15 protein-coding genes are annotated in these 17,709 nt (G+C 57.9%); 11 read left to right on the top strand and 4 right to left on the bottom strand.

Annotated features, from left to right (window positions below):
- Nucleotides 1-203: 203 nt before the first annotated feature.
- Nucleotides 204-1,304: a hypothetical protein gene (locus B8783_RS14110; protein ID WP_139792376.1), complete on the top strand. Its 1,101-nt coding sequence runs from the start codon at nucleotides 204-206 to the stop codon at nucleotides 1,302-1,304.
- A gap of 128 nt (nucleotides 1,305-1,432) precedes the next feature.
- Here the strand turns inward: B8783_RS14110 and B8783_RS14105 are convergent, their stop codons facing one another.
- The 3 genes from B8783_RS14105 to B8783_RS14095 form a co-directional block, all read right to left on the bottom strand.
- Entirely contained in the window at nucleotides 1,433-2,131 is a 699-nt protein-coding gene (locus B8783_RS14105) for a VIT1/CCC1 transporter family protein (protein ID WP_084420737.1), read from the bottom strand.
- A gap of 94 nt (nucleotides 2,132-2,225) precedes the next feature.
- Nucleotides 2,226-6,953, bottom strand: coding sequence for a DUF3320 domain-containing protein (locus B8783_RS14100; RefSeq protein WP_084420736.1), 4,728 nt, complete (start codon nucleotides 6,951-6,953; stop codon nucleotides 2,226-2,228).
- A 428-nt stretch (nucleotides 6,954-7,381) separates the two neighbouring features.
- Nucleotides 7,382-8,374 (bottom strand): NADPH:quinone oxidoreductase family protein, encoded by a 993-nt coding sequence (locus tag B8783_RS14095; RefSeq protein WP_084420735.1) that lies wholly within the window; start codon nucleotides 8,372-8,374, stop codon nucleotides 7,382-7,384.
- Between the two features lie 122 nt (nucleotides 8,375-8,496).
- On the opposite strand from B8783_RS14095, the gene B8783_RS14090 reads away from it, so the two are divergent.
- Genes B8783_RS14090 through folK form a run of 6 tightly spaced genes read left to right on the top strand, consistent with a single transcriptional unit; the run spans nucleotide 8,497 to nucleotide 11,881 of the window.
- Nucleotides 8,497-9,369: an isoaspartyl peptidase/L-asparaginase family protein gene (locus B8783_RS14090; RefSeq protein ID WP_084420734.1), complete on the top strand. Its 873-nt coding sequence runs from the start codon at nucleotides 8,497-8,499 to the stop codon at nucleotides 9,367-9,369.
- Between the two features lie 7 nt (nucleotides 9,370-9,376).
- Entirely contained in the window at nucleotides 9,377-9,727 is a 351-nt protein-coding gene (locus B8783_RS14085; RefSeq protein ID WP_084420733.1) for a hypothetical protein, read from the top strand.
- Between the two features lie 5 nt (nucleotides 9,728-9,732).
- Nucleotides 9,733-10,215, top strand: a complete 483-nt coding sequence (locus B8783_RS14080; RefSeq protein WP_084420732.1) for an RNA methyltransferase — start codon at nucleotides 9,733-9,735, stop codon at nucleotides 10,213-10,215.
- The gene (folP, locus tag B8783_RS14075; RefSeq protein WP_233355801.1) at nucleotides 10,212-11,051 is read left to right on the top strand and encodes a dihydropteroate synthase; all 840 of its coding nucleotides are present in this window, start codon (nucleotides 10,212-10,214) and stop codon (nucleotides 11,049-11,051) included. The genes B8783_RS14080 and folP overlap by 4 nt, the downstream gene beginning before the upstream one ends.
- On the top strand, nucleotides 11,038-11,409 hold the full coding sequence (gene folB / locus B8783_RS14070; protein ID WP_084420731.1) for a dihydroneopterin aldolase: 372 nt from the start codon (nucleotides 11,038-11,040) through the stop codon (nucleotides 11,407-11,409). The genes folP and folB overlap by 14 nt, the downstream gene beginning before the upstream one ends.
- Entirely contained in the window at nucleotides 11,402-11,881 is a 480-nt protein-coding gene (gene folK / locus B8783_RS14065; RefSeq protein ID WP_084420730.1) for a 2-amino-4-hydroxy-6-hydroxymethyldihydropteridine diphosphokinase, read from the top strand. The genes folB and folK overlap by 8 nt, the downstream gene beginning before the upstream one ends.
- A 297-nt stretch (nucleotides 11,882-12,178) precedes the next feature.
- On the opposite strand, the gene B8783_RS14060 is transcribed toward folK, so the two are convergent.
- A complete protein-coding gene (locus B8783_RS14060) occupies nucleotides 12,179-12,937 on the bottom strand; it encodes a LytTR family DNA-binding domain-containing protein (RefSeq protein ID WP_084420729.1) in 759 nt (252 codons plus the stop codon).
- 164 nt (nucleotides 12,938-13,101) lie between these two features.
- Between B8783_RS14060 and B8783_RS14055 the strand changes: the two genes are divergently transcribed.
- The 4 genes from B8783_RS14055 (at nucleotide 13,102) to B8783_RS14040 (ending at nucleotide 17,631) form a co-directional block, all read left to right on the top strand.
- A complete protein-coding gene (locus B8783_RS14055) occupies nucleotides 13,102-13,521 on the top strand; it encodes a DUF2141 domain-containing protein (RefSeq protein WP_139792375.1) in 420 nt (139 codons plus the stop codon).
- A 69-nt stretch (nucleotides 13,522-13,590) separates the two neighbouring features.
- Nucleotides 13,591-15,063, top strand: coding sequence for a carotenoid oxygenase family protein (locus B8783_RS14050; protein WP_169711802.1), 1,473 nt, complete (start codon nucleotides 13,591-13,593; stop codon nucleotides 15,061-15,063).
- Nucleotides 15,064-15,160: 97 nt separating this feature from the next.
- Nucleotides 15,161-16,345, top strand: a complete 1,185-nt coding sequence (locus B8783_RS14045; protein ID WP_084420726.1) for an alkaline phosphatase D family protein — start codon at nucleotides 15,161-15,163, stop codon at nucleotides 16,343-16,345.
- A 47-nt stretch (nucleotides 16,346-16,392) separates the two neighbouring features.
- Nucleotides 16,393-17,631, top strand: a complete 1,239-nt coding sequence (locus B8783_RS14040) for an MFS transporter (protein WP_084420725.1) — start codon at nucleotides 16,393-16,395, stop codon at nucleotides 17,629-17,631.
- Nucleotides 17,632-17,709 lie beyond the last annotated feature (78 nt).

Below are 17,709 nucleotides of genomic sequence, written 5' to 3'. Positions count from 1 at the left end.
AGGGGCCATTAGCGCTTCAAACTGATTTGCTCTTATCTGCTATTTCCCAATCTGCTGGCTCGTTTTGACAAAGCCAAGACGCCAAAAAGACTTTGATTTTAACTCTGCAAGCTCACCTAAAAAAAGCGCTAGACTGAAAATTAGGGTTAAGATATTTAACTTGTGGGAAAGTTTGGCGAAAGCCAGTTTTGGGGGAAAGCAGGGTGGAAACGTCATCATTCGGCGCCATGAAGACGCCGTTGTTATGGACCAAAATTTGGCGCGGGATGTGTATCGGGGCTGGCCTGCTGGCTGCGTCGCAATCGGCATTCTCACAAGCCCCATCCGCTCCAGGAGAGTATGTTCAAACGATCGAAGACTTTTCCATACCACCAGATTTTCGCGGTAGAATTCGCTATGAGGGATTCTACAACGGGACGGCAGAAATGCCCCCGCAACGGCCCGCCGTTTCGTTTAGCGGCCGGTCTATCAATATCAATCCGCAAAACCTCATGTCTCATACCAAGCAAATCAGCGGTGGGTACACTGGAGAATTCGAGTTCAACCGAGGCATCATAACCGGCAGCTGCCAATTGAAGAGCAATAACTCCGGATCGCTATCGCCCTGCAGATACAATGGCAGCCTGAACGGAAATAGCTGCGCCGTTTACGAAAGCGGCGTCCTGATACCCTTCTTTTGTGATAAAAGGTCTCTGTCCGGTTTCAGCGATTACAAGAACCCCCAGACCGGAGAGCGGGTCAAAGTAAACTGGACCGCTAATGCGACTGTTTACGAAGACTATGACGAGCGAGACAGACAGCGCCAGCTCGAAGCAGAGGCGCGTCAAGCGCGAGCGCTGGAGATGGCGGCAAATGCAAAGAGCGGAATCGCGCCAGAGAATCTGACACTTGCGGGATACATGGACGACATCATTTCCGCAGATGCGCGGTCATGGGTTTTGAATCGTTATGATCGTGGCTCGGTCTATTCCGTGCAGCTAGTTAACCAGTCGGACGATGGTCAGAATGCTGATGCAGTTGCCGAGTATACCTACAATGGGGGACTGCGCGGCTGGGTCAGAGCTCATCTCGTTGGCGGAGTGGTAAGCTGTTTCGAATACCATGATTTTTCGGGTCAATGCCGTCCTGTTAACGCGGCTTCCCCGTCCGGTCCGATGCTGGCGGGGCTGGCGGTGAGCATGCTTAGCAGCAGCGCCTCCGGCGGCTACGATAATTACGACTACAGCGACGGTGAAGCAGAGTCTCGGCGCATCCAGCAACATAATGACATGATAGCGCACTCCTGCCAGGCGACCGGTTGTTAGAATAGACGGTCGCGCGGACGCTCTATCCTGAGATCTAGGTCGTGCGCCGCTTGTGTGGGACAAATCAGGGTGTCGTTGGGATGTGTTTCGAAGCAATTGGCGCAAGGGACGCCGCCGATTGGCGACGTCTAGACCGCCGCGCCAAAGAGATGGCCGACCAGGGCGGTTGCGGCCATGGCGAGCGCGCCCCACACAACAACGCGGATCACCGCGCGCGCCGGTTTCGCCCCGCCCATCCTTGCCGACACAAAGCCGAGCAGGGCAAGGCTTACGAGGGACGCGGCGATGATCGTGGCGACGATGGCATTGTCTGGGGCCAGCAAGGCGGCAATTAGCGGAAGAGCCGCCCCGGCTGAAAAGCTCAACGCCGACGACACAGCCGCCTGTAGCGGCCGGGCGATGACGGTCGGCGAAATGCCGATCTCGTCCCGGGCATGGGCATCAAGCGCGTCATGCGCCATTAATTGTTTGGCGACCGTGAGGGCCGTTGCTGGCTCAACCCCGCGTGCCTCATAAATCTCTGCAAGTTCCTTCAGCTCCTCTTCGGGCATCGCCTTCAGGGCGCGTTTTTCCTTGTCGAGGTCCGCGCGCTCAGTGTCGGCCTGAGAGCTGACCGAGACATATTCCCCGGCTGCCATGGAAAGGGCGCCCGCGATCAGGGCGGCAACGCCAACCACCAGCAACTCGGTTCGCCCGGTCGAAGCTGCCGCGACACCCGCCAGAAGGCTGGCCGTGGAGAGAATGCCATCATTGGCCCCGAGGACGGCGGCCCGCAGCCAGCCGGCCCGGTGGATCAAATGGTGTTCTTCGTGGCCTTCATAACTCATCGTCAGCACTCCCGGATGTGTGACGGACAGAATGGCGTGAGTGCGCGAAGATTGGAAGCGGGGTGTTGGGGTGAGGAGTGATCAAAGCCTTCGACTAGCGCGGTCTTGGACTTGCCTCAAGAACACGCTCAATCGAACTCCTGAGATCAGGTCCAACTCGCTTGAATCCAAACATGTATGCGATTGCTTTGACGAGCTCTTCACGATCCACCGCACCGCATTCCTTGAAAATCAAATTCTTCGCCATCGCGATTTCGATCGGCGGGATCATTGATCCCTTAAGGGTAGGACCAGTTTCACCTGAGCGATCTCTGACTACCGGGTTGCTGTGCTGCGCTTTCGTCATCCAGAAGCCATCTACGGAGAAAACTTCAGGGGTCGTGGCTGAAAGGTGTTTCAACGCCTTGCCCGTGGCGTCGACTATTCGTGCTCCAGTCCGCTCTTTTCCAAAGGCATATGCAACTCTTCGGGCAACTTCCTCTTCGTGGACCGGACCTTCGGTCTGAATAACGGCCTCTGCCAATTTGGAGAGTGAAGCAGTCGCAACATCGTGCGGCTCCCGCGATGTGCCCAGAATATGCTCAAATCTCTTGTAAGGCTCTCCCTTCAGTTGCGGCGTTTCAAGCGGAACTTCCAGGCCCCAGTCCGTGCCTTCTTCTTCAGGTTCCCCTAAGGGATCAAAATCGTTAGCGCCTGAAACGGACACGCCTTCACTACTCTGTTCCGTGGCCTGCTCCAGAACACGTTTTAGTCTTTCGATTTCATGGTCGCGTCTGTGAAACCAATCGGTGCTCCAGATGCGGTGGAACTTCCATCCCAAGTGTTCCAGAACGCCTTGGCGCAGGCGGTCACGTTCTCGCGCCCACAAAGCGCTATGATAGGTGGCCCCGTCACATTCGACAGCCATTAGATACTGACCGGGGTGTTTTGGATTCTTCACACCAATATCAATCAGGAATCCTCCACTGCCGACTTGATGATCAAGGTCATAACCAAGCCGTCGTATGACATCGCCCACGTCTTCCTCAAAAGGGCTGTCCGCCAGGAAACCAGTGGCTACTTTTTCATCGAGATGGCCAGTTTGCGCAAATTCGAGAAAGCGCTTGAGGACGCGGGGGCCTTCCTTCTGGGTGCGCGACAGATCAATGTCCCGTGGATTAAAAGAAACAAATACTTCGCAACGAATTCGTGCGCGGGAAAAAAGGACGTTCAGCCTACGCTCGCCGCCCTCGCTATTGACGGGACCGAAGCTCATACTCGCAAGCTTCCCATTCGGTTCAAGTGGTCCATAACAGACACTGATAAGGATGACGTCTCTCTCGTCGCCTTGGACGTTCTCAATATTCTTTACGAAGAAGTCTTCGTTTCGACCTTCTCGCAGAAATTGGTCAAGTGTCGCGTCGGTTCGCCTTTCGAATTCGAGCAGTTCTTCGACCATTGCGCGCTGCGCCATTGAGAATGTGACAACCCCGAGCGATTGATTGGGGGATTTTCGGGCATGCTCCGCCACTCGTTTGACAATGGCCTGGCCTTCGATTCGGTTGGTGCTTGGTCGTCCCGATTCAGTTCCCTTTCGTGCATAGACACCTGGCACCCTCGTCAATTTGAGTCCGTAGCTCTCGTCCCTTTCCAAGGGAGATGGGGGTAGTATTAGCCTGTGATCATAGAACTCACTGTTGGAGACTTTGATGAGAGAGGGATCACGCGAGCGATAATGCCATTCGAGCATTTCCTGTCGGAGACCTTTTGCGTCACAAAGCGTGAGAATGCTCTCCAGTTCTGTAGGCCTAGCGACCTGCTCGTCGGACAGAGCGTCATCTTCATCTTGCTCGTCGGGGCTGGAGACCCGGTCGAAAAACGACGTCGGTGGAAGCTGCTTCTGATCGCCCACCACCACGATCTGGCGTGCACGTACAATTGCGCCTAGCGCGTCTTCCGGCCTTACTTGACTAGCTTCATCAATCACCAGCAAATCGAAAGTTATACTGTCGGGAGGAAGAAATTGGGCGACCGAAATGGGGCTCATTAAAAGTGCGGGCTTTATCCTTTGTAGCATGGTGCCTGCATTTTCCATCAGCTTGCGGATGGATTTGTGTCCCCGCTTACGAGCCAATTCGCCTCGAATGTACTGCATCTCCCCAACGGCGCCTCGCGGCACTTGATTCAGGTGTCTGAGACGAACGGCTTCACGAATTTCGATTATTCGGTTTTCCTCTAATTCGCGGAATGCCTGAACAAGGTCATGCCGCGAAGTGTCGCGAAGATCCGCGAGTTTTGGGAGGGCTTCGGTACAGATGTGCCACTGAGCTTCGGCTCGGGCATATAGAAGTTCGGCGTCTGCTCCTGCCGGGGTTAGTTCTCCTTTATCGATCCGGGTGATCAGGCTCGCGAGGGACAAACCAGAAAAGAACTTCCGAAGTATGTAGTACTCTCGCCACTGATCATAACGACCAGATTGCGCAGAGATTTTTGATAATAAGTCCTGAAACTCCTTCAGCGGAAGCTCACTAGCTTTGGATGAAAACCGCCACTCCACGTTCAGTTTGAGTTTGTTGATGACGCCTTTTAGCTCTGATTTCAGAGCATCAATCTCGTGCTTTTGCGGAAGTGAAGACAAAATCTTGTTGTCGGCGTTCGTCAACACCGATTTGAGCACGTCTTGCGAAACAGCCAGATTGTTCTTTTGGAATGCTATGAGCCATTCGAGAGCATTTAGAACCCATTGAAAGTCAGTCTCTTCTTCTCGCCAGTTATTGCCGAGAAAAACGCGCAACTGGCTCGACTGACTGATATAAGCAGATCGCTTTTTCTGGAGTTCGATAACGTTGTCTATGAGAGACAAACGATCCAACTGTGTCTTTGGGAGGCTTTGCTTCAAGAGCGAAGCTAGTTCTTTTGAGGCGCTTCGGTATTTGCCGCCCAGTCGTGACCAAAAGGAAGTGCCGCCAGCAATAGCGGTGCGAAGCGGAGGCATTTCATGCGCCAGCGCAGCTTCGACATAGGTGCTTCCGGCGACGGCCCAAGCTTCGGTATAGTCAAGAGCTTTTTGAGCCGCGAATTCGAGGTTTTCCAGGGACGTATCAGGTTCAAGCGAGTCGACTAACGACGCTGTATTACATGGAGCCGCCGAGACATGTTCGGCGAACCTCAAGAGCCTGTCCACCATATTGATTGTGGGCTCTTTCTGAATATGAAGCCCCCTCAAAGAGCCGGAAAGCTGCTCCCGAATACTGTCGATAGTCTCGGCCAAATTCGCGGCATCGCGCTTTATCCTTTCGAGATCGGTGGGTTGCAAACCGAGTTCATTTGTCCCGGCAAATGGGTGCTGCTTAGCATTGCCTATCTCTTCAATCAGGCTTCCATAACGGGTCAGCCCTTCCCGTACGCGGTCCAGTTCATCTTGGGGCAGGTCCGCCAAATTTGATGCTTCCAGTTTGGGAGGGGGCGTATCCTTGCCCACAGAGCGGATGAGCCGTCCCAAGGCGTCGTAAGCTGAAAACGAATGTCCCGGTACAGGCTGGTGAAGCATCGTGGAGACATCATTCAATTGGTCGCGAATGGCTTTCAAATTTGTGGACGAGTCGGAAACCTCTGCGCCGGTAGCAGCTGCAGAGAGGGTCTTTTTCAGATGTACAAGAACGGATTTCTTATTGGCATTTCTTGAATGAAGTTCGAGGCAGATATCTTCTAGCCCAGAATCGACAAGTCGTTTGTGAACGACAGAAAGCGCGGCCATTTTTTCCGCGAGGAAGAGTACGGTTTTGCCATCATAAACGGCAGAAGCAATAATGTTGGTGATCGTTTGCGATTTACCTGTTCCGGGAGGACCCTGCACAACAAGGTTTCTGCCCGCGCGCACTTCTTCAACGACTTTCGTCTGGGATGCATCCGCATCAACCACCTGAAGCAAATCCTTTGGTTCCAGGTACTCATCAAGATTTGCTTTTTCCGGAAACAGAGGTGGCTCTGGTTCGAATCCCGACACCAGAAGACCTGAAATGAGATCATGATCGATCAACTCAGTGCCTGACCAATTCTGGGGGTCGAGATCTCGCATCATCAGTATTTTGGCGAATGAAAACAACCCAAGCTGCATTCCGTCGCGATCTAACGACCAGTGTTTCCGCTCCTCGACCAAGGGCTGCACCAAGTCAAAATACTGAGCAGGGGACCAGTCTTCACTTTCATCGATATCGGGCAGGATGATACCGAAATCTTCGCGCAACCTTTCCTGCAATGGCAGGTTGGTAACAATTTCGTCGCTTCGGCACTTGAGGTCGTATGTCGAAGTCTGCTGATTTCTTACCAACTCAACCGGCAACAGGATGAGAGGAGCAGACCGATCAACTGCAGAAGATTTGTCCTCTCGCCAGTTAAGAAAACCTATCGCGAGATAGAGCAGGTTAATGCCTTGTTCTTCTTCGCCCGTCTTTGCGTCCCTCGCCAAACTCAACAGCCGCTTTGCGAGCTTGTCTGGCCCGAGCGCCGTTTCTAGGAGGTTGTCGGTGAATCGGGCCTCATCAAAATCTGCATGGGCAGTTGTTGCTGCGAGAGAAAAAGTCTCAGGAGTGTCATCTTTCTCATCTTTGCCCAACGCCAGAAACTTCATTCGTTTCGATTTTATTCGGAGCAATTGGTATACGTCATCCGCGCGTTCATTGATGACATTAACTACTTTTGAGCGATTACTTGTGCGGTTAGTATGAACTAGCCGATTACGTGTGCCAGTTTCTACCAGCCGCCGCCGAGCATCCTCCAGCAACTTTACAATGTTGTTTCTCTGAGGGTTTTCGCCTGTTTGACTTGGAGTATCCAGCGGCATTTAAATCTCCCAGCTTACAGGTTCTCAATCACCATATCCGTATGGAATTTCAAGACATTAAACCAAAAGTAGTCAATTGGCGGAAGCTTCTCATCCGCATCGTCGATATCCTTTCCATTTCACAGCAAGCGCAAGGGTTCCCACGATTTTTATTAATCACGTACGCCAAATGCCACTATCATTTATTGCCACCTGACTGAAGGTCGGGACGCCGAATTCATTGGAAACGGGACGCCGAATTCATTGGAAAAGCGAGTGCGGCTCGTTTTTTGTTGGTGTCCGGTCTGGCTGTGGCGGGTGGGCGGGCTTGCCATTCGGCGATGAAAAAACGCCCGGCGAACCTTAGTCCGCCGGGCGTTTCTGTTTTGCTGAAAGATCCCCGCCCCTCATCACGAGCCCCTCTAAGGGCGCGGGGATGAGCGGCTGGATTAAACCGTCACAACGACCTTGCCCTTGGCCCGGCGTTCCATCAGTTCGGTGATGGCGTCGGCGGCTTTGTCGAGGGGGTAGGTGTTGGAGACGTGCGGCTTGATCTTGCCGCTTTCATACATCTCGAACAGCTCCTTGACGTTCTGCTCATTGGCCTTTGGATCGCGTGCGACGGCTGCGCCCCAGAAGACGCCGACAATGTTGCAGGATTTGAGCAGGGTGAGGTTGAGCGGCATTTTCGGGATGCCGGCCGGGAAGCCGATGACGAGGAAGCGGCCATCCCAGTTCATGGCGCGAAGGGCAGGTTCTGCATAGTCGCCGCCGACGCCGTCATAGATGACGTCCACGCCGCCGCCGCCAAGTTCCTTGATCTTGTTGGAGAACTCTTTCTGCTGATCCCGGTCCAGGGGCCCACGATCATAGACGAGGCCTTTGTCGGCGCCTTTTTCGAGGCAGAGGTCAACCTTGTCCTGGCTGGAGGCAGCGGCGATCACCGTCATGCCCATTGCCTTGCCAAGCTCAACGGCAGCAAGACCAACGCCGCCAGCCGCGCCGAGGACGAGCAGGGTCTCACCCGGCTTGCAATTGCCGCGATCTTTCAGCGCGTAATAGGAGGTGCCATAGGTCATCAGAAGGGCGGCGGCCTCTTCATAGGACATGGATTCAGGGAATTTGCGCACGCGGCCTGCGTCGACGGCGATCTGTTCGGCCATGCCGCCCCAGCCGGTCGAGCCCATCACGCGGTCCCCGACTTTCACATTGGTGACGCCCTTGCCGACGGCGCTGACCGTGCCGGAAATTTCGCCGCCAGGTGAGAAGGGGCGCTCTGGCTTGAACTGGTACTTGTCCTGAATGATCAGCACGTCAGGATAGTTTACGCCGATGGCCTTTACGTCGACCACGACGTCGCCGTCACCGGGGGTCGGGGAATCGACATCCTCAAGGACGAGGGCTTCGGGGCCACCTGGTGTCTTGGACAAAAGGGCTTTCATGGGCGTATTCCTCTTCTACTGTGTATGATTGTTCGCATTGACGGGGCGAACCTATCCATGGCACCGCGCGCTGTGAAGCGTTCCACAGGGAAAATCCGGTTTGGGCAAGGAGAAACGGGTCGATGGCTGAGAACTGGGCGCTGGCCCTTCATGGTGGTGCGGGGCCTTTGCGGCCGCGCGATCATGCTGGCGCCGAGGCGCATATGGCAGAGCTGTTGCGCGAAGGGCAGACGCGGCTGGCGCGCGGGGAAGCGGCGCTGGAGGTTGTGCATTCGCTGGTCATCGCGCTGGAAGAGTGCGGTCATCATATTGCCGGGCGCGGGTCTTCTCCCAATGCGATCGGGCAATGGGAGCTGGATGCGGCGATCATGGACGGGCGCTCTCGCAATGCGGGCGCGGTGGCCTCTTTGCGCGGCTTTAAAAGCCCGGTGACGGCGGCGCGGCTTGTGATGGAAGAGACAAAGCATGTGCTGATCGTCGGCAAGGGCGCGGCGATGATTGCGCGCGAACACAAGCTGGAGCGCGTCCACAAACCGAAGAAATATTACAAGCCGGCGGTGACTATCCCGGTGAAGAAGGGCGAGCTGTCGCACGGCACGGTTGGCGCGATTGCGCTCGACACCAAGGGACGGCTGGCCGCGGCGACCTCGACCGGCGGGCTGCTTGGCAAGACGCCCGGCCGGGTGGGCGATACGCCAATTATTGGCGCTGGCATCTGGGCCGATGAGCGGGTGGCTGTCTGCTGTACGGGGCAGGGCGAGTACTTCCTGCGGACGAATGCGGCGGCGGATGTGTCGTCCCGCGTGCGTTATGGCAAGCAGAACCTTAAGGCCGCGTCTGATGGCGCGCTGGAAGATCTCAATTTGCTCGGCGGTGATGGCGGCATGATCTGTCTCGATGTGCTCGGCCATGTCGAGATGCCGTTCAATGCGGAAACGATGAAGCGCGGTGTGGTAACAAGCGCCGGACGGTTTGAAGTGGCGACAATGAGGTGACTGGGCGATGAGTGGGACGACACTGATCTTTTTCATTGCCGGCGTGCTGGTCTTTTTCGTGTTTGCGCTGGCGGTGCAGATGCGCCTCCTGGCAGGGGTGGCCCTGAAGCGGGCGGCGCGGGCGAAGTTTGACACGCTGGAGGATGGCCCGGCGCGGTTTGCCGTTCTGCATGCGGTGAATGGCAGCGATACGCTTGAGCCGGGTGACGAAGCTGGCGATGCAGCAAAGTATCTTACAGCAGAATACCCATCGGCGCTGGCGCATATCAGGCTGGCGCGTAAGGTGAGCCTTATCATGCCGGGGGTTCTACTGGTGATCATAGTGGCGTGGCGACTGACCACAGGTGGAGAGGTTTAGGACGGATGCGGGGTTATTTCGCCATCGGCGCTGAAGGGATTTCCAAGCCGATGAATCTGGGCGCGCTGATGCGGACATCGAATGCATTTGGCGCGAGTTTCGTGTTTTCGGTCGGTGCGGCGGACCGGGTGAAGGTCGCCTACAAGGCAGACACGTCGAAGACGTTCGAGAGCGTGCCGTATTATCAGTGGGACAGCATGGACGAGATGGCGTTTCCCAAGGGCTGCCAGCTGGTCGGGATTGAGCTGACCGAGGATGCGATCACCCTGCCGGAATTTCGTCACCCGAAAGCGGCAGCCTATGTGCTCGGCCGTGAGCGGGGCGATCTCAGCCCGGAGATGCTGGCGCGGTGTGACCATGTGGTGAAGATCCCGACCAAGTTCTGCATCAATGTGAGCCTCGCGGGCGCGCTGGTCATGTATGACCGGGCCGTCTCACTCGGCGCTTTCAGAGACCGTCCGGTGATGCCAGGCGGACCAAAAGCGTGAGCCTGCCAGGCTCAGAACGGAACCTGCAAAGGGCGCGCGTCCTCGACGGCGCGCGCAAACAGACGCTCATCATGGGCATTCTGAATGTCACGCCAGACAGTTTTTCCGATGGCGGGGCGCATGTGAGGCGGAGCGATGCGGTCGCGCGGGCCCGCGTGATGGAGGATGAAGGCGCGGACATCATCGATGTCGGCGGGGAATCGACGCGGCCGGGGGCTGTGCCGGTGAGCGAGGCCGATGAGCTGGCGCGGGTTATCCCCGTGATCGAGGCGATTGTGTCGCCGGGCGGTGTGCCGGTGTCGATCGACACCTATAAGGCGAGCGTGGCGCGGGCTGCGGCTGAGAGAGGTGCGGTCATCATCAATGATGTGTCGGGCCTTTCTGACCCGGACATGATTGCGGCGGCGGTGGAAACCGGGTCTGCGCTGGTGATCACCTATAATCGCGGCGAGGCGGACGAAGCGTGCGATGTGGCGCGCGATATGCCGGCCTTCTTCGAGGCGGCGCTCAAGGCCTGCGATTCGGAAGGTCTCAACCGCGCGCATGTCATCCTTGATCCGGGCGTCGGTTTTTCGAAGACCTACCGGCAGAACTATCTGGTGATGGCGCATCTAGGCGCGCTTAAGGCTTTTGGCCTGCCGGTGCTGGTCGGGGTGTCGCGCAAGTCGATGATCGGTAAGCGCACCGGGGCGAGCAAGTCAAAGCGGTTGCCCGGCACGATTGCGGCCGGATTGCATGGGGTGATGAACGGGGCGCGTATCCTGCGCGTCCACGATGTCAGCGAACACAGGCAGGCTCTGGCCGTCTGGGAAGGACTGGAAGATGCGGCGGACTGAAAAAGTTTTCGTAACCAATCTGGCGATCCACGGCTTTCACGGTGTGATGCCGCAGGAAAAGACGCTGGGGCAGAAATTCTTCGCCGATATCGAATGCAAGGTGCGCCGTGAGGCGCCGATGCGCGATGATATGGAGGAGGCCGTAAACTATGGGCACATCTGCGATCTCGCGCATGAAGTGTCTGCAAGCGTAAAGTTCAATCTCATCGAGACGCTGGCAGAACGGATTGCGAGCGCAGTGCTGGACGGCTTTCCTCTGGTGCAAAGTGTGCGGGTGTGTATCCGTAAGCCAAATGCGCCGATCCGGCATTTTATTGATACGGTCGGCGTGGAGATCATGCTGGAGCGGGATGCGTAAGGCCGCGCTCGGTTTCGGGTCCAATCTCGGGGACCGAATTGGCATGATCGAGGCGGCGATTGCGGCGCTGCGGGATGAACCCGGCATTGAGGTTCTATCCCTGTCGCCCGCCTATTCGACGCCGCCCTGGGGGCTGGAGGATCAGCCTGATTTCATCAATTCGTGTGCGCTCATCGAGACGTCTCTTGAGCCTGAGGCCCTGCTCAGCGTCTGCAAGGGCGTGGAAAAGGCGCTTGGCCGGCAGGCGGGGGTGCGCTGGGGGCCGCGGCTGATTGATGTCGACGTCCTATGGATGGACGGGGTCGCTCTCAGGTCGCCAACGCTCACCCTGCCGCATCCACGGATACTGGAGCGGGCATTTGTGCTTGTGCCGCTGGCGAAAATCTTGCCGGACCTCATGATCGAAGGCCGAACAATTACGCAGCATAGAGACACGATCGACACCGAGGGCGTCGAACAGGTTGCGGGCTGATTTTAAAGGGGGGCGGCCGGTCTAGCCGTTATAGATCGAACCTGATGGCGCAAATGCCATGATCAGGGTCGCGGTGGCGATCGCACCCAGAAGCGCGATGGTGACACCTTTCGAGAAGGCTCTGGTCATCTTAATATCTCATCTTGCGAATAATGGCCCTCTGGCGGAGCCTTCAGTTGAAGCAACCCATATGGAGCCGGCATCGTGCAAGAAACATACTCATTCAGGAATAGGTTCCATTCCGGGCCTGATTGGGGCCAGATCAAGACATCTGCAGATTGGCGGTCTGGCGCGCGTTCAGGGCGCGAGGCCAGCTTCGCGGACGGCGGCCTGATAGGAGCGGGAGACGGGGACGTCTTCGCCCGATTTTAGGACCAGCTTGATGCGGCCATCTTCGCGTTTTGAGTCCGCAACGCCATCGCGTGCGACCCACCAGGAGCGGTGGACGCGTAGCCCGTTCGCCCCTGTCAGTTCCCGCTCGGCATCTGACAGGCGAAGCAGCACCATTTCGCTGCCAAGGCTGGTATAGACGCGGCAGTAATGATCCTCTGACGCGATGGCCCAGAGCTCTGCGGTTCGATAGCGCACGGGCAGGCGTTCGAGGAATTTGGCTTGAGGATTGGCGGCGGCTTCGCCTGCGGCTGCCGGGTCTTTTACGAAAGCGCGGTCGACAAGCTCTGATAATATCGTCAGGGCGATGGAGATGACCAGAACCAGACCATAGACACGCGGGATTTCGTTAAGCGGGATGGGCCGCATGAAAAACCGGCTTTCAAGCAGGATGATGAAACCTGTAACCGCCAAGGCAGCGCCAGCCGCGCTGAAGGCCAGCATCGGCCATCTTGGGCCGGTCGGCCAGAGGCGTTGATAGGCGATGGAGCAAAGCCAGCCGGCGACCGAGCCGGAGAGGATCAGAACGAACCAGTAGAGAAAGGCGAGCGGAAAGATGAGGTCCCGCGTCGCATAATACGGGTTCATGAACGTCAGAAAGATGGAGACGACGAAGTAGACCAGCACTTCGCGCCGCCTTTTTGGCCAGTCAATCGCGTCGCGCAAACGGTTTTCCCCCGGTCATTGGCGTTTCGTGAATGACATTGGCGGCATTTCGCGAAAGATTCCAGTCCGCTCATGAAGTCCCGGATGAAGCCGGTAAAAGGGCCTGTCATCTGTTGTTTCACAGCAGGCAAACGCCGCTGACCAGACACATCAGGAGACTTCAAATGAGCCGCAAGACCCTTATCGCTTTCGCCTTCGCCGCTGTCGCCGCCGCCCCTTTTGCGCAGGCTGGTACGCTGAACATCACATTCGACAATATCGCCGAGCAGACCGGCGAAATCCGGCTCGGCGTCTATGATGCGGCTGGTTACGACAATGGCGATAGCCTGACCGGGGCAGATGTGACCGTCGATGGGGCAACCGTCACGGTGTCGATCGATGGGCTGGCGCCCGGCGAGTACGGCCTGAAAATCTATCACGACGTCGATGGCAACGGAGAAATGAGAACGAACCCGTTTGGCATGCCGACCGAGCCCTATGCCTTCTCCAACAATGCCAAGGGCCGGTTCGGCCCGCCAAGCTGGGATGCGGCGAAGTTCGAGGTCACCGAAGACGGCGCCGACCAGACCATTTCCATCAACTAATCGCTCATGAGCCGACTGGCCCCTGGAGGGTCAGCGGCCAGCTAGCTCGACCTTTCAAGGATGATCGCCATGCAAGTTTCACGTCGTCACTTTCTTCTCACCGGTACGGCTGCCTCTGCAGCAATCGGGTTTGGTCTCCCGTCTGTCTTTGCGGACACCAAGGGCATGCCGGACTGGCACCTTGGCTATTCAACTGCGCCAGCGGGCGGGTTTGATCCGGCGCCGATGCGGCTGGTCTATGGCAATGTGCCTGAGGGCCTGACGGGAACGCTCTATCGCAACGGCCCGGCGCAATTCCTCTATGGCAAGGATGATTATGCGAGCCACTGGTTTGACGGCGACGGCATGGTCCAGCGGATCGATATCCAGGGCGGCAAGGCCGTGCATTCGGGAAAGTTCGTCGAAACCGTCAAGCGTCGCATTGAGCAGGCCGAAGGCCGGTTCATGGCGGCAGGCTTCGGCACGCATGGCGACCCTGATTTCCCGATTGAGCGCCCGGATGACCTCAATGCCGCAAACACGTCCGTGATCGTGATCGACGGTAAACTCTATGCGCTGTGGGAAGGCGGATCGGCCATCGAGCTGGAGCCGGAGACGTTGAAGACAATCGGCGTGAAGGACTGGCGCCCGGATCTTGAGGCGATGCCCTTCCTGGCACACCCGAAAACCGAGCCGGACGGCACCGTCTGGAATCTCGCGGTCGGCGGACGCAATGTCGGGGTCTACAAGATCGGCGCAGATGGCAGCTTCAAGAGCTTCGACATGCTGAACATCGGCAAGGCGGCGTATATCCATGACTGGGCGATGACCGATCGCCACCTCGTCATCATGGTCCAGCCCTGGGTCAATGAGAATTTGCGCCCGCCGATTGTTGAAGGCTTTGAATGGCGCCCGGAAGAGGGCTTCCGCTTCCTGATCGTCGACAAGGACGACTTTTCTAACCAGCGCTGGGCGCAAGGCCCGGCTCGCGCCTTCTTCCATACAGGTGCGGCCTGGGAAGAGAGCGATGGTACGATCCGGCTGGATGCGGCGCTCTATAAAGAGCCAATCCTTGGTGTTGGCGGCGGTGTTGATGAGATCCGTGGGAAATGGGGTGGTCGCAATGACGGGTTCACCAGCAACTTTACCCAGATCGTCATTCCGCCAAGCGGAGATGCGCGGTTGATCGAAACCGGGCTGGAAGGCGATTTTCCGCAGGTCGATCCGCGTCGGCATGGCCTGTCGCGCCGGATGACGGCGCTTGTGAGCGGTCCGAGCAAAGTCCATCCGGGGCATACGGCGATCAGTGTGCTGGACTGGGAGACTGGTCAGACTGACACGTTCGACTTTGGCGATACGCGGATGGTGGAAGAGTTTCTGTTCGTGCCGAAGCCCGGCAAGGCGGGTGAAGCTGAAAGCTGGCTGGTGGGGCCTGTGCTGAACCTTAAAACCGGCACGACGGATATCTGCGTTTTCGATGCTGCGCATGTCAGCGATGGCCCGGTCTGCATCTGGCGGGGGACGCGGTCCTGGCCGCTGGGCTTCCATGGGACATGGGCCTGAGGCGCACTAAATTGGCGGCGGCGAGTGGTAAGTCGTTGAACAATGTCGCGGGCGGGTGTTTAGCTAGGGGGTAGATCGACCACCAGGAGCCCCGCCCATGCTTGTCAGACCTCTCGCCGCTGTATCCGTTTTTGCCCTTGCTTCCTGCACCACGACGCAGACGCCTCTTTCGAACCTGTTCGAAGGCGATCCGGAAACGGCCGTTGAGGCCCTGAACCGGTATTACGAGACGATCCCGGCCTCTGAGCTGCCGGTTGCACCGGAGGGGGTGCCGCTACCGGCCGATGATGCGGTGCTGACGCGTATCCTCGTTGCTTCCTGCAATGACGAGGAAAAGGACAGCCCGACGCTCGCCCAATTGGGGAAGGAAGACGCTGACCTGTTCCTGATGATTGGCGATAATGTCTATGGTGACCGCGACGGGCGCGACTATGCGGTCAATGATGTCGAGCTGACAGAATTGCGCGAAAGCTTTGCCGATCTTGCCGCGAGCCCGGTTTTCCAGGCGGTGCGCGCGAAATTCCCGATGATGGTGGCCTGGGACGACCATGATATGGGCGAGAATGATGGCGGCCGGGACTTCCCGTTCAAGGGCCTTGCCGAGCGGGTGCATGAGACGTTCTGGGGGCTTGCTGATGAGGATGTCGGCCAGTGGCCTGGCACCTATTATGCGCGCAGCTTTGGGCCCGAAGGCCAGCGCACGCAGATCATCATGCTGGATACGCGCTTCTTCCGCAGTGATCTGACCCCAACCGATGAGTACAATGCCCCCGGCAAGGAACGGTATATGCCGGCGCCGGAGGGCTCGCTGCAGGACATGCTCGGCGCGGCGCAGTGGACCTGGCTGGAAAACCAGCTGCAGGACCCGGCTGATATTCGTCTGATCGTGTCGTCCATTCAGGTGATGCCAACAGTGCATGGCTGGGAAGCCTGGTCGACCCTGCCGGCTGAGCGCCAGCGCCTGTTCGACCTGGTGAAATCGACCGATGCCAAGGGCGTTGTCCTCCTCTCGGGTGACCGGCATTCTGGCTATATCTATGAAGAGGCAGACGTGCTGCCCTATGAGGCGAATGAGCTGACGGCGTCATCGCTGAACGTCTCCTTTGCCAAGGAGCTCGCCGAGATGGATGAGCGCCAGATCGGCGCGGCCTTCCCGCCGGAAAATTATGGCGAGGTCGAGATCGACTGGGCGGGGCGTAAACTTTCGCTTCAGCTTAAGGATGCTAATGGGCAGGTCGTGCGGCAGAACGATGTTGATTTTGCCGATATCGGGCTGGAATAAGCCCGGTCCGGACATCCCGTCCGGGGAAAGGGAGCCCGGCTCAATAAATGGCTGATTATCGCAATGTCTGGGCCCTGATTGCGGCGGCGGCTTTTCTGCAGCTTGGCGGGGGCATTCTTGGTGTTGTCACGCCGCTGGGGCTGGAAACGCTCGGCGTTAGCCCGGGGTTGATCGGTCTGATTGCGGCCGGTTATGCGATGGGCTTCATGGCGGGGGCGTATACCGCGTCCAATGCGGTGCTGGCCTTCGGCAATATCCGCGTCTTCTCGGCAGCGGCGGCAGTTTGCGGCGCGAGCGTTCTCTTCATGCAGCTGGCGCTCGACCCGTGGGGCTGGACGGCGGTTCGGATCATTCAGGGCGGCGCCTTTGCGTGGATGTTTGCGAGCATCGAGTGCTGGCTTGGCGCGACGGTGTCGCCGAAGAGCCGGGGCAGTGTCAGCGGCTTTTATCACCTGATTGCCAAGGTCGCGCTTGTGATCGGCCCGTTCTTTGTGGCCGGTCTCGCGCCGCTCGATTTCAGGCCGTATCTCTGGTGCGCGATTTTCCTCTGTCTCTCCTTGCTGCCGGTCTGTCTGACGCGGCGCGGGGAGCCGCCTCCCCCGACGAGTGAGCGGATGGCGCTTCGCACGCTGTTTAACATGGCGCCGGGCGCTGTCGTGGCGGTTTTTCTGGCGGGACTTATCAATAGCGGGACGATGGCGCTGCTGCCGATCTATGCGGGCGTGGCCCTTCCGGAGGCGGCGGGTGGCGCGACGGGGGCTGCGGCGCTTGCGGCGGCGGCAGCCTGGAGCGGCGGGCTGATCAGCCAGTGGCCGGCCGGGCGCTTTTCAGACCATGTCGACCGGCGGCTGGTGATCGCTGTGATGGCCGGGATTGCCGGGTTTGCGGCGCTGGTGCTGGGGCTGTTTCCCGGCCTGCCGACGACGTGGATCCTGATCGCGCTGGGCGTCTGGGGCGCAGGCTCTCTCTCATTCTACGGGATCGGCGTTGCGCATGCGATTGATCGGGCCGATTCAAGCCAGATTTCACGCGTGATGACCGGGCTTCTTTTTGTCTGGGCGGTCGGGTCTGTTGTGGGTCCGCCGCTCTCCGGTCTCGCCTTCCGGCTGCCTTTTACAGATGGCGGTCTGTTCCTGTTGGCGGCGATTTTGTCGACCGTTCTGACAATTTCCATGCTGTGGCGCAGGGCAAAACGGCAAGAACCGCCCCGCGATGCGCAGGAGCCGTGGAATATTACGCTACCAACAATGGCTACAACAGGTGAGATTGATCCACGGGCCGATTGAAATAGCTTGGTTCAACATCTGGACCCATTCTGTTGCGCCTGAGTTTTGCGGTGTTATAAGGCCAGCAGTTCAAACGGG

The sequence above is a fragment of the Henriciella litoralis genome (genome assembly GCF_002088935.1).
In the GTDB taxonomy this organism is placed as follows: domain Bacteria; phylum Pseudomonadota; class Alphaproteobacteria; order Caulobacterales; family Hyphomonadaceae; genus Henriciella; species Henriciella litoralis.
The sequence above is the reverse complement of the archived record's forward strand: the minus strand, read 5'-3'. Positions and strand labels throughout refer to the sequence as shown.